The organism is Tepidiphilus baoligensis, from assembly GCF_012911495.1.
Lineage (GTDB): Bacteria > Pseudomonadota > Gammaproteobacteria > Burkholderiales > Rhodocyclaceae > Tepidiphilus > Tepidiphilus olei.
In genome coordinates this window covers 1-23,812 of the sequence record NZ_JAAAUB010000012.1, presented here as the reverse complement: position 1 = coordinate 23,812, position 23,812 = coordinate 1, and the positions used below count along the sequence as shown (strand labels likewise).

The window sequence follows — 23,812 nt, the reverse complement described above, 5'->3', positions numbered from 1 at the left end:
AGAGAATTTTTTGATTATACCGAGCGAAAGGACGTTGTCGTTTGCATGATATGCCGATTATAATCCTCGCACCTTGGATGGGTGCATGCCGTGGCTGCAGGGGGACGACGGATGGACTTGAAGCAGATTTTTGGGTTCGGGAACGGGGGAAGCGGCAGTTTGATCGGCATCGACCTGTCGGCCTCGGCAGTGAAAACCCTCGAATTGTCGGGTACGGCCGATGCCCCGCAAATAGAGCAGTCTGCCATCGTCGCTTTGAAAGAAGGGGCCATGGTGGACAATGCCTTGGTCGATTTCGACGCGGTGGTCGGTGCGCTGCGTCGCGCGCTCGATATGCACGGAAAAGGGAAGGAGCGTCTGGCCTTCGCACTGCCCGACTCGGTCGTCATGATGAAATCGGTGGTACTCGCCGCCATGCAGAGCGAGCGGGAGTTCGAAGAGCTCGTCATGATGGAGGCGGCCCGCTTCGTGCCTTTCTCTCTCGACGAGGTCGCACTCGACTGGCAGGTGCTGGGACCCGGGCATATCGAGGATACCGTCGAAACCTTCATCGTCGCCGCGCGGCGAGATCGCGTCGACGAGCTCGTTGCGCTCGCCGACGCCGTCGATGCCCAGCCGGCCGTGGTCGACGTCGCGTCGCTCGCCTGGCAGCGGGCGATGTTCCGGAATGCAGAAAAGGAAAGGTCGAATCGCATCGAGGCGCATTGTAATCTCGGCGCGAACCTCCTGGAAGTGCTCATCTTCCATCGCGGCAAACGTATCTTCGACCGTACCCAGCCCGTCGGCGGCAGGCAACTCGAACACGAACTGATGCGTCGCAGCGGGAAAACCGCCCAGGAAGTAGAGCAAATGATGCGGCAGCGGAGCTGGCCGATCGACCTCCTCTCCCAGGTGGTGACGCCGTTTTGTGACACCCTCGCCCAGGAGATCGCTCGCGCCTTGCAATATTTTTTTGCAACTCAGTCGTCCGATCACATCGATGGGGTCGTCCTGGGCGGGGGTTTGGCGGCGCTGCCGATGCTTCCCGACGCCGTCCGGCAGCGGGTCGCCGTGCCCGTGGAAGTGGCCGATCCCTGGAAAGGGTTCCACCTTCATCCGCGGTTGCGCGATCGTTTGCAACCCGTCGATGCGCCGCGGATGATCATCGCCACCGGTCTCGCTCTGCGGAGGTTCGAATCGTGATTCGCATCAATCTGTTGCCTTGGCGCGAAGCGCTCAGAGAACGCCGTCGACGCCTTTTTTACGTCCATCTGGGCCTGGCCGGTGCAGCGGGAATCCTGGTCGGAGTGATGGGCTCGCTGTATCTCGACGGGCTCATCGAGCGGCAGCAAGGGCGCAACCGCTTTCTCTCCGAGCAGATCGGCCAACTCGACAAGCAGCTGGCAGAACTCAAAGATCTTCGAGCGCTCATCGACGGCATCATCGCGCGCAAGAACGTCATCGAGTCCTTGCGTGCGCGTCGGGTCGAACCGGTTTTGCTCGTTGATGAGTTACCTCGGCGCTTGCCCGAAGCCACTTTCCTCGAATCGCTCGAGCGCCGCGATGCGTTGGTGACCCTGCGCGGTATCTCCCAGTCGAATGCGCGAGTCTCCGAGACGATGCGAAGCCTCGAATCCTCCCCTTACCTCACCGACGTGCGTCTGATCGAAACGGTAGGATTGGACCGTAACAACCAGCGAGTGGTTCGTTTCGGGCTTCAGCTGCGGATGGATCGAAAGACGATAGAAACCATGGGGGCGCCCGACGCGGGGGAGGGTAAGCCATGAAACGCACGGCATCGTTTGATTTGGCTCAGACGCTCGATCGCCTGCTTCTCCAGTTTCGCGATCTCGATCCGCAAGACCCTGGTCGCTGGCCCCCTGCGCCTCGATTCCTCGTCATGATCGTCGTCTTCGTCATGATCGTTGCCGGCGCCTGGTGGTTTTTCTGGGGGGATCAGACGATGGAGCTCGAAAAAGCCAGGGCTCAGGAAGCACAGCTGCGTGAACAATGGCTCTCCAAGAAGCGCCAGGCGGTCAATCTACCCGAATATCGTGCCCAGCTGCGAACGGCGGAGGCACAGTTCGGTGCCCTGCTCAAGCAGTTGCCGAGCAGGTCCGAAATGGACGGCCTGTTGCAGGACGTGCATCAAATCGGTTTGAAGCGGGGCTTGCGCTTCGAACTGTTTCGTCCGGGTGATGAGCTCAAGCGCGACTTCTACGTGGAAATGCCCGTGGCGATCGTCCTCGATGGTGGCTATCACGAGATTGCCGGTTTTCTGAGCGACGTGTCGTCCATGCCTCGTGTCGTGACTTTCGGGGATCTGAAGATTTCTCCGCAGAAAGAATCCGGGTTGAAGTTCGAGGCGACTTTGCACACCTACCGTTATCTCGACGAAGACGAAATCCCAAAAAATGAGCCCAAGCCGTCGGCACAAGGGAGGAAGAAATGAATTTTCCCTCCGTTCGGAGCACGCTACCAGCCTTGATTTCGGCAACATTGCTGGTGGCGTGCGTGGAAGCGCCTCCTTCCGGGGTCGCGGACATCGAGCAATGGATGCAGGAGTCTTCCAAGGGGATGAAAGGGCGGGTACCTCCTTTGCCCGAAGTACACCCCTTCCCCTCCATCGCGTATGCCGCTTACGATTTGCCCGATCCTTTCGATCCCGGTCGTCTGGCTCCTCCAGCCCTGAAGTCGGCCACGGGGAGCGGTCTGCCGGCACCCGACATGACCCGGCCGCGGGAGCCGCTCGAGCGTTTTTCTTTGTCTGAACTCAGGCTAAGGGGCGTGTTGCGCAAAGGAAGCGAGATCAGGGCTTTGATCGAGGCTCCGGACGGAGTCTATCCCGTCGGGGTCGGGGCCTATCTCGGCCAGAATTTTGGCCGTGTCGTAAACATCCAAGAGACCAAGGTCACGATAGAAGAGATGGTGCGGGAGGCCGATCAATGGGTCAAGCGGACGGCAGAATTGAACCTGGAGGAAAAACCATGAATCGCATGGGCTATACCACTTTGTGCGCGTCAGCCAAGGGAGATGCTGTCGCGCTTTGGCTCGGATCGTTCGTCTTGGGGCTTTGTTTCGCGCTTCTTGCCGGCTACGCGCCCCAGGGATGGGCTGCCGCGGACTCCTCGGTCGCGCTGAAAGACGTCTCCCTCGTCGAGTCGGGGGAAGGGGCAGCCCGGCTGGATCTCGTCTTCGACGCGCCGGTGGGCGCTCCCGCGCATTTCTCTTTGGCGAGCCCTGCACGCATCGTGCTGGATTTCCCCGAGGCCAAAAATCTGTTGGGCGCCCCCTCCAGGGAAATCAAGCGCAGTGGCATCGAGCGTATCTACGCGGTCGAGGGAGCAGGGCGTCTGAGGGTGGTGTTGGCGCTTTCCCAACCGATGCAGTACCGCTTGACCCAAGTCGCAGGGGGGTGGGGGGTGGAACTCCAGACTGCGTCTTCGAGTACGGGTACGAGTTCGGCGCAAGAGGCACTGGCACCCTATCAGCGCGACGGTGGCGGCGTGCCGAGTTCGACTGCCTCGGCGCCCGCAGGCACCCCTGCCATCGTATCGGTCGATTTTCGTCGTGGCCCGGAAGGGGAAGGGAAAGTGATGGTTCGTCTCTCTTCCGCCGACATCGCGCCGGATCTACGCCGCGCTGGTGAGCGTGTCGAGATCGTCTTTCCCGAAACGGCTCTGCCGCAGGAGCTCTATCGGCGCAGCGACGTGACCGATTTCGCCACGCCGGTGCAAAGTTTCCGTTTCGAGCGCAGAGGGCGGGACACCGTGCTCGTGATCGAACCCAAGGGGAATTGGCAACACACCGCCTATCAAGCCGATACGCTCTTCGTCATCGACATCCAGCCAATTCAGGAAGACCCCAATAAAGTGCTCGTGGGTAGGCCGCAGTACAAGGGCGAGCGGCTCACTCTCAATTTCCAGAACATCGACGTACGCGCCGTGCTGCAGGTGTTGGCCGACTTCAGCGGTTTCAACCTCGTCGTCTCCGATACGGTTCAAGGCACGATCACGCTGCGCCTGGTCGACGTGCCCTGGGATCAGGCCCTCGACATCATTTTGCAGAACAAAAAACTCGACAAGCGGCAGCAGGGCAACGTCATCTGGGTCGCTCCGGCCCAGGAGCTCGCCGAGCACGAGAAAATACGACTCGAGGCGCTCAATCAGAGCATCGAAAAAGGCGTGTTGCTCACCGAGAGCTTCCAAATCAATTATCATTCGGCGGCCGAGATCCATCAAATGATCTCGGACGAGAGCACGGGTGGTGGTGGCAGCAGCAACAAAAAAATCCTCTCCGACCGCGGCATGGCCACTTACGACGTTCGGACCAACAAGCTCTTCGTCACTGACGTCGAGGAGCGGCTGCAAGCGGTGCGTGAACTGCTGAAACAGATCGACGTACCGCCGCGTCAGGTCGTGATCGAGGCTCGCATCTTGGAGGTGTCGTCGAATTTCGGCAAGGAGATCGGGGCGCGGCTCAATACGGGTGGTCGACCTCTCTTCTCTGGAGATCGTTTTGATTTCGGCCCCTTCAACCGTCCGTTCTACCAGCAGAGTTCGCTACCGGGCGGCCAGTTTTCGACTTTTGCCCTGTCGATCTTCAATCGCTCGGCCACACGTTTCCTCAACCTGGAACTGAATCTGGCAGAGGCCACGGGCAAGAGCCGCATCGTCTCCAATCCCAAGATCATGACGGCGAACAACATCGAGGCGCGCATTGCCGTTGGCGACGAGATTCCCTATACCACGACTTCGACGGTGGGTAACTTGACCACGCAGGACGTCCAATTCAAGGAGGCGTTGCTCGAACTGCGGGTGACGCCGGTGCTCACGCCCGACGGGCGAGTGCGGATGAAGGTGCTCGTGCGTAAGGATCGTGCGGATTTCTCCCGCTCGGTTCAGGGTAATCCGCCCATCCTGAAGAAAGAGGTAACGACCGATGTACTCGTGGAAAATGGAGGCACCGTCGTACTGGGCGGCCTGTTCGAGGAGTCCGAAACCAATTCGGTCGATAAGGTTCCAGGGTTGGGTGACATCCCGCTCCTGGGGAATCTCTTCCGGAACAAGGCAGACACGGCTCAGCGCACCGAGCTGATGGTGTTTCTCACTCCGCGTATCATTGCCGAAGATCTGCGTCTGCGCTGATCGTACGTTCCTTCTTCCGCGAAGACCCGCCCCGTCGCCGACGGGCGGGTTTTTTTACGCCGTATGACCGCTCTTTTTACGGTACACTAATTCCGATCAACGAACGTGAGCGTATCGGGTGGAGCCCATCGTGTTCATCGGAATGATGGGGGCCGGCAAGACGACCGTCGGGCGCGCTTATGCGGCACGACACGGGCTGGCTTTCATCGACAGCGACCAAGAGTTGGAGGCGCGCACCGGCGTCTCCATTCCCACGATCTTCGCCGTCGAGGGCGAGGCGGGATTTCGCGAGCGCGAGACGCGGCTGCTCGCCGAACTGCTCGGCCGCGAGGACATCGTGCTCGCCACCGGCGGCGGGGTGGTGCTGCGGCCGGAGAATCGGGCGCAGCTGCGCCGCCGTGGCATCGTCGTCTATCTGCACGTGCCACCGGAGGTGCTCTGGGAGCGGCTGCGGCACGACCGCCATCGGCCGCTGCTGCAGGTGCCACAGCCGCGGCAGCGCATTTTCGAACTCTATGCCCAGCGTGACCCGCTCTATCGCGAGGCGGCCGACATCGTCGTCGATGGCGGTCGGATGAAGCCCGCGGCCATGCTCGCGCGCGTCGAGGATGCGGTACGCGGCTACCTGTCAGGTAGAGGGGAAAGGGCAGTGATCGCGCAAGGAGAAGGGGATGCGTGAGCTGGCCGTCGATCTGGGTGAGCGGTCCTATCCTATTTTCATCGGCTCCGGCGTGCTTACGGCCCATGAGTTGCTGTTGCCGCACCTGGAGCAGCCGCGCGCGGTGCTCGTCACGAACGAGACGGTGGCGCCGCTCTATCTCGAGCGCGTAACGACCATGCTGGAGCGTCACGCCGTGCGCGTCGACTCGGTGGTGCTGCCCGACGGGGAACAGTACAAAAACTGGCAGACGCTGGAAAAAGTCTACGACACGCTCGTCGATACCCGCGCCGAGCGTGCCACCACCCTCATCGCCTTGGGCGGAGGCGTCGTCGGCGACATGACGGGTTTTGCCGCTGCCACCTGGCAGCGCGGGGCTCCTTTCGTCCAGATGCCCACCACGCTCCTCGCGCAGGTCGATTCTTCCGTGGGCGGCAAGACGGCGATCAACCATCCGCGCGGCAAGAATATGATCGGAGCTTTCCATCAGCCTCGTGCCGTGCTCATCGACACCGACACGCTCGCGACCCTGCCGCTGCGCGAGCTGCGCGCGGGGCTTGCTGAGGTGATCAAGTACGGTCTCATCCGGGATGCCGCCTTCTTCGATTGGCTCGAGGGGCACATGGAGGCTGTGCTCGCGCTGGAGCCGGGGCCGGTGGCCTTTGCCATCGAGCGTTCCTGTCGCAACAAGGCCGAGGTGGTCGCAGCCGACGAGACCGAGCGCGGCGAACGGGCCCTGCTCAATCTCGGACATACCTTCGGCCATGCGATCGAGACGGGGACGGGTTACGTCGATTGGCTGCACGGTGAGGCGGTGGCCGTGGGGATGCTGATGGCGGCCGAGGTGTCCTTGCGCCTCGGGTGGCTCGATGAGAGCGAACTCGCGCGCATCGAGGGGCTTTTGATCCGGGCTGGCCTGCCGGTGCAGGGGCCCGCTTTGCCGGTGGATGAGATGTTGCACTGGATGGCCGGCGACAAGAAAGTGAGCGGTGGGCGGCTACGCTTGGTCCTGCTCCAAGGGCTCGGCAAGGCGGTGGTGACGGCAGACGTGCCGCCATCCGTGTTGCGCGCCGCGATCGCAGCAAGGAGCTGAGATGCTGGCCCCGTACGCGGTCCATGAAGCGGCGAGCCGCGGGCGCCGGCACCCGGAGCCGAGCGCGGCGCCGCGTAGCGAATTCCAGCGCGACCGTGACCGGATCGTGCATTCGAGCGCCTTTCGCCGGCTGGAATACAAGACGCAGGTCTTCGTCAATCACGTCGGGGACCACTTTCGCACGCGGCTCACCCATTCGCTGGAAGTGGCGCAGATCGGCCGTTCCATCGCCCAGATGCTCGGCGTGAACGACGTGCTGGTCGAGGCGATCACTTTGGCGCACGACCTGGGGCATACGCCTTTCGGGCACGCCGGGCAGGAGGCGCTCGACGAGTGCATGAAAGAAGAGGGCGGATTCGAGCACAACCTGCAGTCGCTGCGCATCGTCGACGAACTCGAGGAAAAGTACGCCGAATTCGACGGGCTCAACCTCATGTTCGAGACGCGTGAGGGTATTTTGAAGCACTGCCGTCCAGAACACTGGGCCCGGCTGGGAGAGGTGGCCGAGCGGTTTCGCCGTGATCTGCGGCCTTCGCTGGAAGCCCAGATCGCCAACCTCGCCGACGAGCTCGCCTACAACAACCACGACATCGACGACGGCCTGCGCTCCGGCCTCATCACCCTCGAGGCGCTCGAGGCGGTGCCGATCTTCGCGCGCACGCGCGCCGAGGTGCAGGCGCGCTATCCGGGTTTGGAGCGCAAGCGACTCATCCATGAAACGATTCGCCGCATGATTTCGCTCATGGTGCTCGACCTCGTCGAGGAGAGCCGGCGGCGCATCGTCGAAGCCGACACCGCCTGCGTCGAAGACGTGCGCCGTGCGCCGCCGCTCGTGCGGCATTCGAGCGCGATGCGCGAAGAAGTCGCAGTGCTCAAGCGTTTCCTCTTTCTCCAGCTCTACCGCCATCCGCGGGTGGTCGACATGAACCGCCGGGCGCAGCGCATCATCCGTGAGCTCTTCGCCGCCTATGCCGCCGATCCTTCGCTGCTGCCAGAGGGGTACCGGCGCCGTTTCGCCGAGGAAGGCCGTCGCGCCTTGGCCGATTACATCGCCGGGATGACCGACCGCTATGCCGTTCGCGAGCATCGCCGCATTTTCGGTCTGGAAGAGGCGTTCTGAGGTTTTTTCTGGCGTTGACCGCAATCACGTCGGGGATAAATTTTTTCCTCGACCGATCTTGATCGGCGGCCTCTTCGACGGTATAGTGTTTGGCCGCCTTTTCGTGCGCTAGGATACTCCGCCCGTCTCTCGTAACGGTACCCGGTCGATCCCGTAGCGCCACAGCGGCGCGCCCTTTCTTTCACCGTCATTGGATCCGAGTCGAGGAAAGCCTGACCATGTCCGAATCGTCGCCATCTGCCGGTCTCTATCGTCCCGAGTTCGAACACGACGCCTGCGGCGTCGGTTTCGTCGCCCACCTGAAAGGCGTGAAACGCCATGACATCGTCACCCAGGGGCTGGAGATCCTGAAAAATCTCGATCACCGTGGTGCCGTGGGGGCCGATCCCCTGCAAGGCGATGGGGCCGGTATCCTCATCCAGATCCCAGACCGGCTCTACCGCGAAGAGATGGCCAAGCAGGGAGTGACCCTGCCGCCGGCCGGCGACTACGGCGTGGGGATGATTTTCCTGCCGCAGGAGACTGCCTCGCGCCTGGCCTGCGAGGAAGAGATCGAGCGAGCGGTACGTGCCGAGGGACAAGTGGTGCTCGGTTGGCGCGACGTACCCGTCGATCGCACCATGCCCATGTCGCCGGCGGTGAAGGCCAACGAACCGGTGATCCGGCAGATCTTCATCGGCCGCGGCCCCGAAGTCATGGTCACCGACGCGCTCGAGCGCAAGCTCTACGTGATCCGGCGTCGCTCGGCCAACGCCATTCGTGAGCTCAGCCTCGAGCATGCCAAGGAATTCTACGTCCCTTCCATGTCGGCGCGCACCGTCGTCTACAAGGGGCTGCTGCTCGCCGACCAGGTCGGGCGCTACTATCGCGACCTCGCCGATCCGCGCACCGAGTCGGCGCTCGCGCTGGTGCACCAACGTTTCTCGACCAACACCTTTCCCAAGTGGAACCTCGCCCATCCGTTCCGCATGATCGCGCACAACGGCGAGATCAACACCCTGCGCGGCAACTACAACTGGATGCGGGCGCGCGAGCGGGGCGTCTCCTCCACCTTGCTAGGCAAGGATCTGGAAAAGCTCTGGCCCATCATCTATCCGGGACAGTCGGATTCGGCCGCTTTCGACAACGCGCTCGAGCTCCTGGTGATGAGCGGTTATACGCTCGCCCACGCCATGATGATGCTCATTCCCGAGGCCTGGGAGGCGCACACCCTCATGGACGAGCGGCGCCGTGCCTTCTACGAGTATCACGCGGCGATGATGGAGCCCTGGGATGGCCCGGCGGCGGTGGCCTTCACCGATGGCCGCCAGATCGGGGCGACGCTCGATCGCAACGGCTTGCGGCCGGCGCGCTACCTCGTCACCGACGATGATCTCGTCGTCATGGCGTCCGAGGCCGGCGTCTTGCCGATTCCCGAGGAAAAAATCGTACGCAAGTGGCGCCTGCAGCCGGGGAAGATGTTCCTCATCGACATGGAGCAGGGCCGCATCATCGACGACAAGGAGCTCAAGGAGACGCTCGCCAACGCCAAGCCCTACCGCGAGTGGATCCAGCGCATCAACATCAAGATTGATTCCCTGCCCGCGCCCGGCAGCGCCGCCGTGTATGCGGCGCAGTCGCACGTCCCCATCCTCGATCTGCAGCAGGCTTTCGGCTATACCCAGGAAGACCTCAAGTTCATCCTCGATCCCATGGCCGAGACCGGGGAGGAGGCGGTGGGGTCGATGGGCAACGACGCGCCGCTCGAAGTGCTCTCGGCGCGGCCCAAGCCCATCTACCATTACTTCCGCCAGCTCTTCGCGCAGGTGACCAACCCGCCGATCGACTCGATCCGCGAGCAGCTGGTGATGTCGCTCGTCTCTTTCATCGGTCCGAAACCGAACCTGCTGGAGTTGAACGAGATCAACCCGCCCTACCGGCTGGAGGTGCCGCAGCCGGTGCTCGATTTCGAGGCGATGGCCAAGCTGCGCGACATCGCCCGGTTCACCAAGGATCGTTTCCGCAGCCACGAGATCGACATCTGCTATCCCGTTTCCTGGGGGAAAGACGCGGTGGAGGCGCGGCTCGCCTCGCTGTGCGCCCAGGCCGAGGATGCGGTGCTCAATGGCTACAACCTGCTCATCGTCTCCGACCGCAAAGTCGATGCCAAGCACGTCGCCATCCCGGCGCTGCTCGCCACTTCCGCCATCCACCAGCACCTGGTCAACAAGGGGCTGCGTACCCGCACCGGCCTGGTGGTCGAGACCGGCTCGGCGCGCGAGGTGCACCATTTCGCCGTGCTCGCGGGCTACGGGGCGGAGGCCGTGCATCCCTATCTCGCGCTGATGACGCTGCGTGAGCTTGCCAACGGCGACGAGAAACAGGAGAAGGAATACGTCAAACACTTCATCAAGGCCATCGGCAAGGGGCTGATGAAGACGATGTCCAAAATGGGCATCTCGACTTACATGTCCTACACCGGCGCGCAGATCTTCGAGGCCGTGGGCATCAAGCAGTCGGTGTGCGACAAATACTTCACCGGCACGGTGAGCCAGGTGGAGGGGCTGGACGTTTTCGATCTGATGGACGAGGCGATCCGCCTGCACCGGGCGGCGTTTGGTGAGAACCTCTTCCTCGAGAACCGGCTCGACGTCGGCGGCGAGTACGCCTACCGGCGCTTCGGCGAGGAGCACATGTGGACGCCGGATGCCATCGCCAAGCTGCAGCATGCCACGCGCTCGGGGCGTTTCGAGACGTACGAAGAATACGCCCGCATCATCAACGACCAGAGCCGGCGCCTCATGACCCTGCGCGGCCTCTTCCGCTTCCGCAAGGCGGCGCAGCCGATTCCGCTCGAAGAGGTCGAACCGGCCGCCGAGATCGTCAAGCGCTTCGCCACCGGGGCAATGTCGCTCGGCTCCATCTCCACCGAGGCGCACACCACGCTCGCCGTGGCGATGAACCGCATCGGCGGCAAATCCAACACGGGTGAAGGTGGCGAGGATCCGGCGCGCTTCAAGCCGATCGCCAAACCGACCAAGCTCTCGGAGGTGATCGGACCGCATCGCATCGCCCGCGATCTCGAGCTCAAGCCCGGCGACAGCCTGCGTTCGGCGATCAAGCAGGTGGCGTCCGGCCGCTTCGGGGTGACGGCCGAATACCTCGTCAATGCCGATCAGATCCAGATCAAGATGGCGCAAGGCGCCAAACCCGGCGAGGGCGGTCAGCTGCCGGGGCACAAGGTCACCGAGTACATCGGCTTTCTGCGCCACTCGGTGCCGGGCGTCGGCCTCATCTCACCGCCGCCGCACCACGACATCTATTCGATCGAGGATCTGGCCCAGCTCATCCACGACCTGAAGAACGTCAATCCGAAGGCTTCGATCTCGGTGAAACTGGTGGCCGAGGTGGGGGTGGGTACCGTCGCGGCGGGCGTGGCCAAGGCCAAAGCCGATCACATCGTGATCGCCGGCCACGACGGCGGCACGGGGGCTTCGCCCATTTCCTCGATCAAGCACGCCGGTTCGGCCTGGGAGCTGGGTCTGGCGGAAACGCAGCAGACGCTGGTGATGAACCGCCTGCGCGGCCGGGTGCGGGTGCAGGTCGACGGTCAGATCAAGACGGGGCGCGACGTGGTCATTGGCGCGCTGCTCGGTGCCGACGAGTTCGGCTTTGCCACGGCGCCGCTGGTGGTCACCGGCTGCATCATGATGCGCAAGTGCCATCTCAACACCTGCCCGGTGGGGGTGGCGACGCAGGATCCCGAGCTGCGCCGGCGCTTTTCCGGGCAGCCCGAGCACGTGATCAACTACTTCTTCTTCGTGGCCGAGGAGGTGCGTCGCCTCATGGCCGAGCTCGGCGTGCGCACGTTCGACGAGCTCATCGGCCGGGTGGATCTGCTCGACGTGCGTGAGGCCCTCGATCACTGGAAGGCCAAGGGGCTGGATTTCGGCAAGGTGCTCGCGCGCATCGAAGCGCCGGAGGGGGTGGCCACTCGCCACTGCGAGACCCAGGACCACGGGCTCGACAAGGCGCTCGATCTGCGTTTGCTCGAACTCGCCAAGCCGGCGATCGAGGCGCGCAAGGTGGTGCACGCCGAGGTGCCGATCCGCAACGTCAACCGCACGGTGGGCGCGATGCTCTCCGGCCGCATCGCCGAGCGCTACGGCCATGAAGGCTTGCCCAACGATACGGTGCGCTTCACGTTCCGCGGCACGGCCGGGCAGAGCTTCGCCGCCTTCCTCGTGCGCGGCGTCACCTTCGACCTGATCGGCCAGGCCAACGATTATGTCGGCAAGGGGCTCTCGGGCGGGCGCGTCATCGTGCGCCCCGATCCGGCCTTCCGCGGCGAGGCGCCGGAGAACATCATCGTTGGCAACACCGTGCTCTACGGGGCGATCGAGGGCGAAGCCTACTTCAGCGGCGTGGCCGGCGAGCGGTTTGCCGTGCGCAATTCGGGGGCGGTCGCCGTCGTCGAGGGCGTGGGTGACCACGGCTGCGAATACATGACGGGAGGGACGGTGGTGGTGCTCGGACGTACCGGGCGCAACTTCGCCGCCGGCATGTCGGGTGGCATCGCCTACGTGCTCGACCTCGACGGGGATTTTGCGCAGAAGTGCAACCAGGTGCAGGTGGCGCTCGAGCCCCTGCCCGAGGAGCTGGAGGCGCGGGCGCAGTCCGACTTCGGCCCCGAACTCGAAACGCACGGCTTCGTGCGCATCGACCATCTGACGATGGGCGACGAGCTCATCCTCAAGGGGCTCATCGAGCGCCATGCGCGCCTCACCGGTAGCCGCCGCGCCAAGGAGGTCCTGGCGCACTGGAGCCTGTGGCGCGCCAAGTTCGTCAAGGTGATGCCTCATGAATACCGTCGCGCGCTGCGCGAACTCGCTGCCGCCCGTGCGGCCAGCATGGCCTGATTCTCTCTGGAGACTGCAAGGAAATGGGCAAACCCACAGGTTTTCTCGAATACCGCCGCGTCACGGAAGCCTACGATCCGGTTCCCGAGCGGATCCGGCATTACAAGGAGTTCGTGCATCGCCTCTCGGAGAACGAGGCGACGATCCAGGGCGCGCGCTGTATGGACTGCGGCATTCCTTTCTGCCACAACGGCTGTCCGGTGAATAACCTCATCCCGGACTGGAACGACCTCGTCTATCGCAAGCGCTGGCGCGAGGGTTGGAACGCGCTCGATGCGACGAACAATTTCCCCGAATTCACTGGCCGCGTGTGTCCGGCACCGTGCGAGGCGGCCTGTACGCTCAACATCAACGATGATGCCATCGGCATCAAATCGATCGAGCGTTTCCTCATCGACCTCGCCTGGGAACGCGGCTGGGTGCTGCCGCATCCGCCCAAACGCAAGACCGGCAAGAAAGTCGCGGTGGTCGGCTCCGGTCCGGCGGGCATGGCGGCGGCGCAGCAATTGGCGCGCGCCGGGCACGAGGTAACGCTCTTCGAGAAGAACGACCGCATCGGTGGCCTGCTGCGCTACGGCATTCCCGACTTCAAGCTGGAGAAATGGCTCATCGACCGGCGGTTGGCGCAGATGGAGGCCGAAGGGGTGCGTTTCCGCACTGGCGTGCTCGTCGGGGCGTCGGATACCCCCGCCGCGATCCAAAACGCGGCCAAGAGTTTCGTCTCCGCCGAGGAGCTGCGCCGTGAGTTCGACGCGGTGATGCTCGCCGCGGGCTCGGAGGTGCCGCGCGACCTGCCGGTGCCGGGGCGCGAGCTCGAAGGCATCTACTTCGCCCTGCAATTCCTCATTCCGCAGAACCGGGAAGTGGCCGGCGACGCGCCCAATCCGATCTCGGCCAAGGGCAAACACGTGGTGGTGATCGGCGGGGGCGACACCGGCGCCGACTGCGTGGGAACGGCGATTCGTCACGGGGCCAAGTCGGTAACCCAGCTCGAGCTCATGCCCCGCCCGCCCGAGCAGGAGGACAAGGCTCTCACTTGGCCTTACTGGCCGAACAAGCTGCGTACCTCGACCTCCCACCTGGAAGGAGAGGTGAAACGCGAGTTCGCCGTGCTCACCAAGGCGTTTATCGGTGACAATGGCCGTGTGCGCGCGCTGCGCCTGGCGCGGCTCGACTGGAGCGGTGGGCAGATGAAAGAGATCCCGGGCTCGGAATTCGAGATTCCCGCCGATCTCGTCCTGCTCGCCATGGGATTCATCCATCCGCTCGGGACGCTGCTCGAAGCCTTCGGCGTGGAAAAAGATGCGCGCGGCAACGCTGCTGCGCCTACCGAAGGCCCTGGAGCCTACGCCACCAGCGTGCCGGGCGTGTTCGCTGCCGGGGACGTGCGCCGGGGTCAGTCGCTGATCGTTTGGGCGATCCGTGAGGGACGGGAAGCGGCCCGCGCGGTCGATCTCTATTTGATGGGCGAGAGCATCCTGCCGGCCTGATCGGCAGGCTTCGTCATGAATCTCGAGGAAGCCGGCCGCCTTCGTGGCCGGCTTCATTTTTTGGAGTGTGCATGGACGATCGACTCTCTCGCAGCGAACGACTGATCGTGGTGCGGCTCGCCGCGGTCTTCGCGCTGCGCATGCTGGGGCTCTTTCTGATCCTGCCCGTCTTTGCCGAATACGCGCGGCATCTGCCCGGTGGCGGGAACGAGGCGGCGATCGGCTTGGCGATCGGTATTTACGGTCTCACCCAGGCGGTGTTGCTGATTCCTTTCGGCGCGGCCTCCGACCGCTTCGGGCGCAAACCGGTGATCGTCGCCGGACTCGCCCTCTTCGTGGTAGGCAGCCTCGTGGCTGCGTTTGCGCCGGATCTGCACTGGGTCACCGTGGGGCGAGCGCTGCAAGGCGCGGGGGCAATCTCGGCCGCCGTGACGGCACTAGTGGCCGACCTCACGCCCGAGACGCACCGCACGCGCGCCATGGCCATGATCGGCTCGACCATCGGTCTCTCCTTCGCCCTCTCTCTGGTGCTGGGGCCGACGCTCTACGGCCTGGTGGGTATGCGCGGCATCTTTCTCCTCACGGGCGTGCTTGCTGCCGGGGCGGCGGTGATGGTCTGGCGCAGCGTGCCCACTCCGTCACGACCGGCCGCGCCCGTGGCCGCGTCTCGCGCCTCCCTGTGGGCAGTGCTCAAGGACGGGCGTCTGCTTCGGCTCGATGCAGGCGTGTTCTCGTTGCATTTCATCCAGATGGCGATGTGGGTGGTCGTGCCAGGGGCGCTGGTCAAGCATGGCGCACTGCCACTGGAAGATCACTGGAGCGTTTATTTGGTCGCGGTGCTCTTCTCCTTCACGGTGATGGTGCCCGCCATCGTCTTCGCTGAGCGGCGTGGCCGCCTGAAAACGGTCTATCTCGCCTCCATCGCGCTGCTTGCCGTGGTGCAACTGGGGTTTGCCCTGTGGGCGAGGGATCTATGGACGATCGGACTGTGTCTGACAGCATTTTTCGTCGCCTTCAACATTCTGGAAGCGACCCAACCTTCTTGGGTATCGCGCATCGCTTCGCCGCAACGGAAAGGGGCGGTACTCGGCGTTTATAACACCTTGCAATCTTTGGGGTTGTTTTGCGGTGGATGGATGGGCGGGTTGATCGCCCAGCACCTCTCCCCTCAGGCGATCCACTGGGTGGCGGCGGGGCTCGCGCTCGCGTGGTATGCTTTGAGCCTCGGGTTGCAGCCTCCGGCACGCCCGCAAGATTCGCAATCTTTATGAGGATGGAACGATGGCATCAGTCAATAAAGTGATCTTGGTTGGTAACCTCGGCCGTGACCCCGAGACCCGCTACATGCCCAGCGGCGAGGCCGTGTGTAATTTTTCGCTGGCCACCTCCGAAACTTGGAAGGACAAGGCCACGGGTGAGCGCAAGGAGGCCACCGAGTGGCATCGCGTGGTGCTTTTCGGGCGGCTCGCCGAGATCGCCGCGCAGTATCTGCGCAAAGGTTCGTCGGTCTACATCGAGGGAAGTCTGCGCACGCGCAAATGGACCGACCAGAGCGGTCAAGAACGCTATACCACCGAGATTCGGGCCGATGTGATGAAGATGCTCGGTGGGCGCGGTGGTGCGGGAGCCGGGCCCGATGCGCCTTTGGATGAGGGAAACGCTTCGCCCGCCACTGCGCCTAGGCAAGGTGCTCAGTCTGCATCGGCGGCCAAAAAGAATTTCGACAACGGTTTCGAGGAAGACGACATTCCTTTCTAGGGGTCGTGCCTCGGTCAGAGTTTTCATGTGCGCCGAAAGATTCGTTTTTTCGGATGGACCGAATATCCGTGCCGCGGAATCGAGGAAGGTAACGGCCATTATGGGGGCACTGTAAAAGAACCAACGCGAGCGCTTGTAGAGCAAGGATTCCGGAGCGTGGAATGCGAGGCAATGTCATGGATAAGCGAGCGCGTAGCGCCGCCATGCGGCCGCACGGTAGATCGTTCGAGATGTCCACAGGGAAGGGCATGACGTGGATTACGTGATTGCACACGAGGACGGAGTACTCACCGTCGATACGGGCTATCTGCGTCCGGGTTTGGCCGCGGTGCACCTGATCGTGCAGGATGGGCGGGCAGCGGTGGTCGATACGGGGGTGAATGCCTCGGTGCCGCGGGTCTTGGAAGCACTGGCGGCGAGCCACGTTGCGCCCCAGGGGGTGGAATACGTGCTGCTCACGCACGTGCATCTGGATCATGCCGGCGGAACGGGGCATCTCATGGCGGCTTTGCCCAACGCCCGGCTGGTGGTACATCCGCGTGGTGCGCGCCACATGATCGATCCCTCGCGGCTATGGCGGGCAGCCGCTGCCGTCTATGGTGAAGCCGAAGCGTATGCCATGTACGGCCATTTGGTGCCGGTGCCCCCGGAGCGGGTGATTGCGGTGGATGACGGGCAGGTGTTCTTTCTGGGATCGCGCGCACTGACGGTGTGGCATACGCCGGGGCATGCTCGCCACCACGTGGCGATTCATGATTCGGTGGCACAGGCCGTTTTTACGGGAGACACTTTCGGCGTCTCATACCGGGAGCTGGACGTGGCGGGACGGGCGTCGGTGATTCCGACGACGACGCCCACCGAGTTCGAACCGGAGGCGCTCCATGCCTCCATCGATCGCATTCTAGCCGCCCGTCCCTCGGCCGCCTATTTGACCCATTTCGGGCGCGTGCGTGAGCTCGAGCGCTTGGCGACCGACCTGCATCGTCTGATCGATGCCTACGTCGAAGTGGCCCGGTCGGCCCGCGGCAAAGGAGTGGCGCGGCATCTGGAGATCCTCGCTGGTTTGCATGCCTTGATGCACGAGGAAGCGGAGCGTCAGGGCTGGCTAGTGCGGGGGGATGCGCTCATCGAGTTGCTGCGTATGGATCTCGAGCTCAATGCCCAGGGTCTGGGCGTGTGGCTGGATCGGCAGCAGCTGGTCAGTACCGGATGAGTGAAGCAGTCGAACTGGAGCGACGCTTCGGGGGGATCGAGCGTCTCTACGGCAAAGGCGCGCTTGCCCGTTTGCAGCAAAGCAAAGTGGCGGTGGTGGGCGTGGGCGGGGTCGGTTCCTGGGCGGCCGAGGCGCTCGTGCGCAGCGGCGTGGGGGGAGTGCGCCTCATCGATCTCGACGTGGTGGCGGAATCGAACTGCAACCGTCAGATCCATGCGCTTTCCTCGACGCTGGGGCGTGCCAAGGTGGAAGCGATGGCAGAACGCTTGGCTGACATCAATCCTTCATTGTCGTGTGAGCCGATCGACGACTTCCTCACGCCGGAGAATTGCGCCGCGCTCGCCGCCGGGATGGACGCGGTGATCGATGCCGTCGATGCGGTCCGCGCGAAGGCGGCGTTGGCGGCGCACTGCCGGGCGCAGGGAATTTTTCTCGTGATGACGGGGGCAGCCGGAGGCAAGCGCGATCCGGCGCGACTCGAGGTGGCGGATCTGGCGCACGCCGTACAAGACCCGTTGCTGGCGAAGACACGGGCTTCGTTGCGTCGCGAGTACGGGTTTCCGCGTGGCCGGGGCCGTTTCGGCATACCGGCGGTGTTCTCGGCCGAGCCGATGCGCCGCGATGCCCAATGCGATGCTCGCGCCGGACTCGCTTGCGCCGGCTACGGTTCGAGCATGATGATGACGGCCACGATGGGGCTGATCGCCGCCGAGCGCGTCGTTGCATGGCTGGTGCAGGAGGAGCGATGAGCGGGGCACCTGCGGTGATTCTCTTCGCGCACGGGGCGCGCGATCCGCGGTGGGCGGAACCGGTGCTCGCCTTGGCGCAACGGCTGCGGCAGGCGCTGCCCGAGGCGTTCGTGCAGCCGGCGTTCCTGGAATTTCTCGCGCCCAGCCTGTCCGAGGCGGTGGATGCGGCGCTCGCGCGTGGCCATCGGCGAGTGACGCTGATTCCGGTGTTCATTGCCGTCGGCGGCCATCTGCGCGAGGACCTGCCGCGCTTGTTGGCGCCTTTGCGCGCAGCGTATCCAGACGTCTCGTTCGAGGTGCTGCCAGCCTTGGGTGAGTCCGAGAGGGTCCGGGAGGCGATGGCCGCGACCGTTTTGGAATGGATCGGGGCGGGCGAATGAAACGCTCGGGATCACTGTGGTAATATCGATGCACGAACGATAGCTCGCGAATGATCCATGCGTTTCCTGCTCAGCAACGACGATGGTTATTTCTCTCCTGGCCTGGAGGCGCTCGCGCATGCCCTTCGCACCTTGGGCGAGGTAACGGTGGTCGCCCCTGAGCGTGACCGCAGCGGGGCGAGCAATTCGCTTACGCTCGATCGTCCGCTCATCGTGCGACGGGCGCCCAACGGGTTCTATTTCGTCAATGGCACGCCGAGCGACTGCGTCCATTTGGCGGTGACCGGCATGCTCGACGTGCAGCCCGACATGGTCATATCGGGCATCAACATCGGGGCGAACATGGGCGACGACACCGTTTATTCGGGCACGGTGGCGGCCGCGACCGAGGGGTATCTGCTGGGGGTGCCGTCGCTCGCCGTGTCGTTGGTGAGCAAGTCGCCACAGGATTTTTCCGCCGCGGCCTACGTCACTCGTCGGTTGGTCGAGCGGCTCCTGTCCAAGCCCTTGTCGCGCCAGGCGGTGCTGTTGAACGTCAATATCCCTGATCTGCCCTTGCCACAATTGAAAGGGTATCGAGTCACGCGTCTGGGAAGGCGACACAAGGCCGAGCCCGTGATCCCAGCCAAAAATCCGCGGGGAGAGACCGTTTATTGGATCGGCCCGGCGGGGAAGGCGGCCGAGGCGGGCGAGGGGACCGATTTCCATGCCGTCGCCGAAGGTTACGTGTCCATCACCCCTTTGCAAATGGACCTGACGCACTATGAGTTGCTGCCCGAGGTAGAGGGTTGGTTGCAGGAGACGGGCGCTCCATGAACCATGCTGCAGTACGCTTCGATGCCATTTCTTCGCGTGCGCTCGATCGTTTGCTCGACAAGTTGCGTCACGAAGGTATTCGCGATGAACGGGTGCTCGAAGCGATGCAGCGTGTCCCGCGCCACCATTTCGTCGAGGAAGGGCTGCAGCTTCGGGCCTATGACGACATCGCCCTGCCGATCGGGTTTCAGCAGACGATTTCCCAGCCCTATGTGGTGGCGCGGATGCTGGAGTTGCTGCTCGCCGGCCGCGAGCCGGGGCGTACGCTGGAAGTGGGTGTGGGTTGCGGGTATCAAACGGCCTTGCTGGCGCAACTCGCGCCGGAAGTCTACGGTATCGAGCGCATCCGGGCGCTCTTCGATCTGGCGCGAGAGAATCTTCGGCCGTTTCGTTTCGCGCACGTTCGCCTGAAACACGGCGATGGTATGTTGGGGCTGCCCGAGGTGGCGCCGTTCGATTCGATCATCGTCGCGGCGGCGGCGCCCGTCGTTCCGCCCGCGCTCGTGGAGCAGCTCTCTTTGGGCGGAAGGCTGGTCATGCCGGTGGGCGATGCGGTGCAGTCGTTGCGGGTGGTCGACCGAACTTCTTCCGGCATCGTGCTCTCAGAGCACGAACCGGTACGTTTCGTGCCCCTCCTGGGAGGAGTGGGTTAAATGCTTGGAAGGAGCCTTGAGATGACGAAAGGGTGGGGTCGCCGAGTGGCCTTCCTCCTGGGCTTGGCAGGGATTTTGGCGGGTTGTTCGAGCGCGGTCAAAGCGCCGGTGGCCGATCGATCGACGGGCGCTCCAATGGCTGCGTCAGCCACGGCAACGCAAGCGACACCCGCAGCCCCTGGCCCGGTCCATCACGTCGTTCAACCCGGTGAGACGTTGCGCGGCATCGCGAGGCAATACGGGGTCTCGGTCGATGAGCTGGTGACGCTCAACCGGCTCTCGGATCCGAATCACATCGTCGTTGGCCAGACCCTCAGGGTTCGCGAAGGTCCGTCTTCGTCGCCGGCCGAGGCGAGTGGAGTGCAAGTGGTTCCGGTGCCGCTCGATGGTGCGCCTCAGGCGGTGAGCGCTGCGCCGGTGGTGACTTCGCCCAAGGGCGGGCGAACCGGTGCAGAGGCAACGTCCGCGCCCCTCGCCCCGAAGGCCGAAGACAGGGCGCCGGGGGCAGGCGAGGGCTGGCAATGGCCGGCAGACGGGCCGCTCCTTACCCGTTTCAACGGCACGAGCGTCAAGGGCATCGACATCGGCGGCAAGACGGGTGATCCGGTGCGCGCAGCGCTCGATGGTACGGTCTCTTACACCGGCGAGGGGATCGAGGGCTATGGACTCATCGTGATCATCCAGCATCCCAACGACTACGTTTCGGTGTATGCCCACAACAGCAAAGTCCTCGTCAAGGAGGGCCAGCAGGTCAAGCGTGGTGAGGTGATCGCGGCCATCGGCCAGACCGGGAAGGACGTGAAGCAGCCGAAACTGCATTTCCAGATCCGCAAGGCCGGTCAAGCGGTCGACCCGCTCAGACTCTTACCGTCACGCTGAGGAGGCACTCATCATGGAGGAGGACGACGTCACAGGCATCCAGGATATCCATGCCGACGGTGAGGTGGCTTGGTGGCGTGACCTGGGCGAGGCGACCGAGGAAGTTCCTCCCGAGATTTTGGCGTTCGACGAAGACAAGGTCGTCGATGACGAGCTCTTTTCCGATGTCACGCAACGCTATCTCAACGAGATCGGCACCTACCCCTTGCTCACGCCCGAAGAGGAGCGGCGGTTGGCGCAGCTCGCCAAGGAGGGGGACGAGGCGGCGCGCCGGACGATGATCGAACGCAACCTGCGCCTGGTGGTGAGCATCGCCAAGCATTACCAACACCGCGGGCTTCCCTTTCTCGATCTCATCGAGGAAGGAAACTTGGGCTTGATCCACGCGTTGGAGAAATTCGATCCTTCTCGAGGGTTTCGCTTTTCCACTTATGCCACGTGGTGGATACGGCAGAACATCGAGCGAGCCATCATGAACCAGGGGCGCACGATCCGCTTGCCGATCCACGTGATGAAGCGCATCAACCGGCTCTATCACGCGCGACGTGCGCAGGCCGTGGAGCAGGGCAGCGAGACGCCCCAGTCCTTGGCCGAACGGCTCGGCCGTCCGGTGGAAGAGGTGCACGAGTTGCTCGCTTTACTGGAACCGACGACTTCGCTCGATGCGCAGATCGACCGCGATGCGGCAAAATCCCTCGTCGAACTGGTGGCCGATGAATCGAGTACGACGCCCGAAGAGCAGATCTACGATGCCGAACTCGAAGCGCTGGTCCAGCGTTGGCTCGACGCCCTGCCGTCCAAACACCGTTTCGTCATCATCCATCGCTATGGATTGCGCGGGATCCTGCCGTGCACGCTCGAAGAGCTGGCCGATCAGATGGGGCTGACGCGCGAGCGGGTGCGTCAGATCCAGATCGAATCCTTGCGTCGCCTGCGTCGCATGGCGCGTGATTCGGGCCTCGACGGTCAGACGCTCTTTTCCTGACGGATCCACGAGCGGATCGTCGCGCATGGTNCGATATGTCTCGGTCGCTGCGCTCCGTGCGCCTTGCGCTTCATCCCGCTCGCTCATTTCTTCAGCGTCTCCTTGGCACGAAGCACCCTGCATGCGGCGGTAAAAAGACCATCGAGAAATGACCGGCGCTCGCGCTGCACGACGACGCGATCGGGGCGCGCCGCGGATCGATTCACTGATGCTTACGCAGGCGTCGGCGTAGCCGGCGCAGGGCTTGGCGCATTGCGATGGCCGCTTCGTCCGAACCGCGGCCATAGCGTGCTTCGAGATAAGGGCGGAGCACGGCCTCGATCGCATCGCTTGCTTCGGGGAAGCGGGTCATCAGTCGCCGGCCATAGTCGAGCGGGCCTTCCGCTGGGGCGCGCGCCAGGCCATGCCGTGCCATCGAGCGGCAGAATCGTTGCCACTGGCGTTCGAGCGGGTCGCGTGGTGCGTACGGGCGCTGCATCCTCCATGCGAGCAAGAAGGTCAGTGCGAGCACGATTCCCGTCGCAGCGATGGCCCAGCCCAGGGCACGATCCGGCCTCCAGCCTAGAATCCGCCATAGGCGATGCTGGCGATCGGCGTCGAACCCCGCGACCCAGACGTTCCAGCCGTATTCCCAGGCTTCGAGCTGGGCGCGCAAACGCCAAGCCCAGCGCCATTCGGGCCGCAACAGTAGCGGCACGCCCTCACGCCCGCCGAGCACTTCACCCAGCTGGCGATCGGCGCGCTCGGGCTGGGCGAAGAGGGTGGGATCGACGCTGATCCAGCCCGTACCCTCGAACCAAACCTCCACCCACGAGTGGGCGTCCGCCTGACGAATGGTCCAATTGCCATTGGCGGGATTGCGTTCGCCGCCGAGGTAGCCAAGAACGATGCGGGTGGGGATCCCGGCGGCGCGGGCCATCACGGCGAAGGCATCGGCGAAGTGCTCGCAGAACCCGGCACGGACCTCGAAGAGCACCTGGTCGGCGCTATCGCGCTCCATGGGCGGGGGGGTCAGGGTGTAGCGTAATCCCCGTTCACGGAAAAAATCGATGATGGCCGCTAGCCGGTCTTCGGTTCGGGGGTATCGGGTGGAGAGGGCTTCACCGACTTCTCGGGTGCGGGGATTGACCCCCGGCGGCAGGAACGTCAAAGCGCGGATCGAAAGCGGGGAGAGGGGCTCCGGGAGGGGTTCGCCCGAGCGGGCTTCACCCTCGAAAAGGGTGCGCTGCAATAGAGGCCGGCGAGTACGCCAGGAACCGGTCGGCATGCGTTCCACGTCCGCCGCGCCGCGCAGCGCATGGGTGCGCTCCAGGGTGAATACCCACGTGAGGTCGGAGGGTTCCTGGAGACTGCGGTAGCGTACGTGAGCTGGCTGGGGCGAGGCGTCGAGCATGGGGTTTGCTGCCCGCCACGAAGAGGGTTTCCAGCTCCGACCGTCGTAGACTTCGAGCACCGGACCTCGCCAGTAGCGAGGGGTGGGTAGCCGTCCTTCCAGGACTTCGACGACGAAGGCGATCTCGTCGGATCGGGCAAGGCTTGCGATGCTGCCCGCTTCCATCGTCTCGGACATTCCGGTGCGTCCGGCACGAGCGTCGGCGGGCAGTCCCCACAGTGGCCCGGGAACGCGCGGCACCAGCACGAACAGAAGCACGGCGAGCGGGAGTGCCCAGAGCATCGCACGGCCGGCATCGCGATCCGCCAGAGCGAGAGGGGCCGGAAGGATGGGGGAAACCGTCAGTCGGGCGCAGGCGAGCAGGACGAGACCCGCCCCGCTGAATGCCACCAGCGCGTGCAGCGGCGTTTGCCCGCGCAAAAATACGGCCGTGAGCAAAAAGAGAGTGAGTACGGCGACGGTGCGTTCGTCTCGCTCGGTGCGCGCCTCGAGCCACTTGACCCACACCAGCAAGGCGACGAGGGCGACTCCGGGCTCTTGGCCGAACCAGTAGCCATATTCCTGAATCCGTGGTCACCAAAGTCGAAACCTTTCCTGTGAG

At 63.9% G+C, this 23,812-nt stretch carries 20 protein-coding genes; 19 read left to right on the top strand and 1 reads right to left on the bottom strand.

All coding sequences use genetic code 11. The features are described from left to right. The first annotated feature begins 159 nt into the window (after positions 1 to 159). The 19 genes from pilM to rpoS all read left to right on the top strand — a co-directional run bounded on the left by pilM (position 160) and on the right by rpoS (position 21,818). Positions 160 to 1,182: a type IV pilus assembly protein PilM gene (gene pilM, locus GV368_RS08440; protein WP_169116210.1), complete on the top strand. Its 1,023-nt coding sequence runs from the start codon at positions 160 to 162 to the stop codon at positions 1,180 to 1,182. Continuing rightward, on the top strand, positions 1,179 to 1,766 hold the full coding sequence (locus tag GV368_RS08435; protein WP_142808963.1) for a PilN domain-containing protein: 588 nt from the start codon (positions 1,179 to 1,181) through the stop codon (positions 1,764 to 1,766). The genes pilM and GV368_RS08435 overlap by 4 nt, the downstream gene beginning before the upstream one ends. After that, a complete protein-coding gene (locus tag GV368_RS08430) occupies positions 1,763 to 2,431 on the top strand; it encodes a type IV pilus inner membrane component PilO (protein WP_142808965.1) in 669 nt (222 codons plus the stop codon). Before GV368_RS08435 ends, GV368_RS08430 begins: the two co-directional genes overlap by 4 nt. Beyond that, positions 2,428 to 2,970 (top strand): pilus assembly protein PilP, encoded by a 543-nt coding sequence (locus GV368_RS08425; RefSeq protein WP_142804746.1) that lies wholly within the window; start codon positions 2,428 to 2,430, stop codon positions 2,968 to 2,970. Before GV368_RS08430 ends, GV368_RS08425 begins: the two co-directional genes overlap by 4 nt. Continuing rightward, positions 2,967 to 5,126 carry a type IV pilus secretin family protein gene (gene pilQ / locus GV368_RS08420; RefSeq protein WP_169116209.1) on the top strand — a complete coding sequence of 720 codons (2,160 nt, stop codon included), beginning with the start codon at positions 2,967 to 2,969 and terminating at the stop codon, positions 5,124 to 5,126. The genes GV368_RS08425 and pilQ overlap by 4 nt, the downstream gene beginning before the upstream one ends. A gap of 127 nt (positions 5,127 to 5,253) precedes the next feature. After that, on the top strand, positions 5,254 to 5,805 hold the full coding sequence (locus GV368_RS11365; RefSeq protein WP_385916386.1) for a shikimate kinase: 552 nt from the start codon (positions 5,254 to 5,256) through the stop codon (positions 5,803 to 5,805). After that, positions 5,798 to 6,877 (top strand): 3-dehydroquinate synthase, encoded by a 1,080-nt coding sequence (gene aroB / locus GV368_RS08410; RefSeq protein WP_169116207.1) that lies wholly within the window; start codon positions 5,798 to 5,800, stop codon positions 6,875 to 6,877. Before GV368_RS11365 ends, aroB begins: the two co-directional genes overlap by 8 nt. Position 6,878: 1 nt before the next feature. After that, positions 6,879 to 7,997, top strand: a complete 1,119-nt coding sequence (locus GV368_RS08405) for a deoxyguanosinetriphosphate triphosphohydrolase (protein WP_169116206.1) — start codon at positions 6,879 to 6,881, stop codon at positions 7,995 to 7,997. 218 nt (positions 7,998 to 8,215) lie between these two features. Next, a complete protein-coding gene (locus GV368_RS08400) occupies positions 8,216 to 12,895 on the top strand; it encodes a glutamate synthase-related protein (RefSeq protein WP_169116205.1) in 4,680 nt (1,559 codons plus the stop codon). 23 nt (positions 12,896 to 12,918) lie between these two features. Then, positions 12,919 to 14,385, top strand: a complete 1,467-nt coding sequence (locus tag GV368_RS08395) for a glutamate synthase subunit beta (protein WP_169116204.1) — start codon at positions 12,919 to 12,921, stop codon at positions 14,383 to 14,385. Between the two features lie 71 nt (positions 14,386 to 14,456). Then, complete coding sequence (locus GV368_RS08390) at positions 14,457 to 15,656, top strand: MFS transporter (RefSeq protein WP_142804739.1); 1,200 nt, start codon at positions 14,457 to 14,459, stop codon at positions 15,654 to 15,656. A gap of 10 nt (positions 15,657 to 15,666) precedes the next feature. Further along, on the top strand, positions 15,667 to 16,143 hold the full coding sequence (gene ssb, locus GV368_RS08385; protein ID WP_142804738.1) for a single-stranded DNA-binding protein: 477 nt from the start codon (positions 15,667 to 15,669) through the stop codon (positions 16,141 to 16,143). Between the two features lie 253 nt (positions 16,144 to 16,396). Then, on the top strand, positions 16,397 to 17,356 hold the full coding sequence (locus tag GV368_RS08380) for an MBL fold metallo-hydrolase (RefSeq protein WP_169116203.1): 960 nt from the start codon (positions 16,397 to 16,399) through the stop codon (positions 17,354 to 17,356). Then, positions 17,353 to 18,105, top strand: a complete 753-nt coding sequence (locus GV368_RS08375) for a tRNA threonylcarbamoyladenosine dehydratase (protein WP_169116202.1) — start codon at positions 17,353 to 17,355, stop codon at positions 18,103 to 18,105. The genes GV368_RS08380 and GV368_RS08375 overlap by 4 nt, the downstream gene beginning before the upstream one ends. Further along, positions 18,102 to 18,485: a sirohydrochlorin chelatase gene (locus tag GV368_RS08370; RefSeq protein ID WP_169116201.1), complete on the top strand. Its 384-nt coding sequence runs from the start codon at positions 18,102 to 18,104 to the stop codon at positions 18,483 to 18,485. The genes GV368_RS08375 and GV368_RS08370 overlap by 4 nt, the downstream gene beginning before the upstream one ends. Before the next feature lie 57 nt (positions 18,486 to 18,542). Further along, positions 18,543 to 19,301: a 5'/3'-nucleotidase SurE gene (gene surE / locus GV368_RS08365; protein ID WP_169116200.1), complete on the top strand. Its 759-nt coding sequence runs from the start codon at positions 18,543 to 18,545 to the stop codon at positions 19,299 to 19,301. Then, positions 19,298 to 19,954, top strand: a complete 657-nt coding sequence (locus tag GV368_RS08360; RefSeq protein WP_142804733.1) for a protein-L-isoaspartate(D-aspartate) O-methyltransferase — start codon at positions 19,298 to 19,300, stop codon at positions 19,952 to 19,954. The genes surE and GV368_RS08360 overlap by 4 nt, the downstream gene beginning before the upstream one ends. Positions 19,955 to 19,975: 21 nt before the next feature. Then, positions 19,976 to 20,833, top strand: coding sequence for a M23 family metallopeptidase (locus GV368_RS08355; protein ID WP_169116199.1), 858 nt, complete (start codon positions 19,976 to 19,978; stop codon positions 20,831 to 20,833). Positions 20,834 to 20,846: 13 nt separating this feature from the next. After that, the gene (gene rpoS, locus GV368_RS08350) at positions 20,847 to 21,818 is read left to right on the top strand and encodes an RNA polymerase sigma factor RpoS (RefSeq protein ID WP_169116198.1); all 972 of its coding nucleotides are present in this window, start codon (positions 20,847 to 20,849) and stop codon (positions 21,816 to 21,818) included. Positions 21,819 to 22,020: 202 nt separating this feature from the next. Here rpoS and GV368_RS08345 read toward each other — a convergent pair whose 3' ends face one another. Continuing rightward, positions 22,021 to 23,778 (bottom strand): transglutaminase TgpA family protein, encoded by a 1,758-nt coding sequence (locus GV368_RS08345; protein ID WP_328514250.1) that lies wholly within the window; start codon positions 23,776 to 23,778, stop codon positions 22,021 to 22,023. Positions 23,779 to 23,812: the final 34 nt, after the last annotated feature.

What these genes read in the sequence shown, in the direction of transcription:
- surE (WP_169116200.1), top strand. Translation starts at nt 18,543, where the DNA reads ATGCGTTTCCTGCTCAGCAACGACGATGGTTATTTCTCTCCTGGCCTG.
- GV368_RS08375 (WP_169116202.1), top strand. Translation starts at nt 17,353, where the DNA reads ATGAGTGAAGCAGTCGAACTGGAGCGACGCTTCGGGGGGATCGAGCGT.
- GV368_RS08400 (WP_169116205.1), top strand. Translation starts at nt 8,216, where the DNA reads ATGTCCGAATCGTCGCCATCTGCCGGTCTCTATCGTCCCGAGTTCGAA.
- GV368_RS08370 (WP_169116201.1), top strand. Translation starts at nt 18,102, where the DNA reads ATGAGCGGGGCACCTGCGGTGATTCTCTTCGCGCACGGGGCGCGCGAT.
- GV368_RS08390 (WP_142804739.1), top strand. Translation starts at nt 14,457, where the DNA reads ATGGACGATCGACTCTCTCGCAGCGAACGACTGATCGTGGTGCGGCTC.
- GV368_RS08430 (WP_142808965.1), top strand. Translation starts at nt 1,763, where the DNA reads ATGAAACGCACGGCATCGTTTGATTTGGCTCAGACGCTCGATCGCCTG.
- ssb (WP_142804738.1), top strand. Translation starts at nt 15,667, where the DNA reads ATGGCATCAGTCAATAAAGTGATCTTGGTTGGTAACCTCGGCCGTGAC.
- pilQ (WP_169116209.1), top strand. Translation starts at nt 2,967, where the DNA reads ATGAATCGCATGGGCTATACCACTTTGTGCGCGTCAGCCAAGGGAGAT.
- GV368_RS08360 (WP_142804733.1), top strand. Translation starts at nt 19,298, where the DNA reads ATGAACCATGCTGCAGTACGCTTCGATGCCATTTCTTCGCGTGCGCTC.
- GV368_RS08395 (WP_169116204.1), top strand. Translation starts at nt 12,919, where the DNA reads ATGGGCAAACCCACAGGTTTTCTCGAATACCGCCGCGTCACGGAAGCC.
- aroB (WP_169116207.1), top strand. Translation starts at nt 5,798, where the DNA reads ATGCGTGAGCTGGCCGTCGATCTGGGTGAGCGGTCCTATCCTATTTTC.
- GV368_RS08405 (WP_169116206.1), top strand. Translation starts at nt 6,879, where the DNA reads ATGCTGGCCCCGTACGCGGTCCATGAAGCGGCGAGCCGCGGGCGCCGG.
- rpoS (WP_169116198.1), top strand. Translation starts at nt 20,847, where the DNA reads ATGGAGGAGGACGACGTCACAGGCATCCAGGATATCCATGCCGACGGT.
- GV368_RS08425 (WP_142804746.1), top strand. Translation starts at nt 2,428, where the DNA reads ATGAATTTTCCCTCCGTTCGGAGCACGCTACCAGCCTTGATTTCGGCA.
- GV368_RS08355 (WP_169116199.1), top strand. Translation starts at nt 19,976, where the DNA reads ATGACGAAAGGGTGGGGTCGCCGAGTGGCCTTCCTCCTGGGCTTGGCA.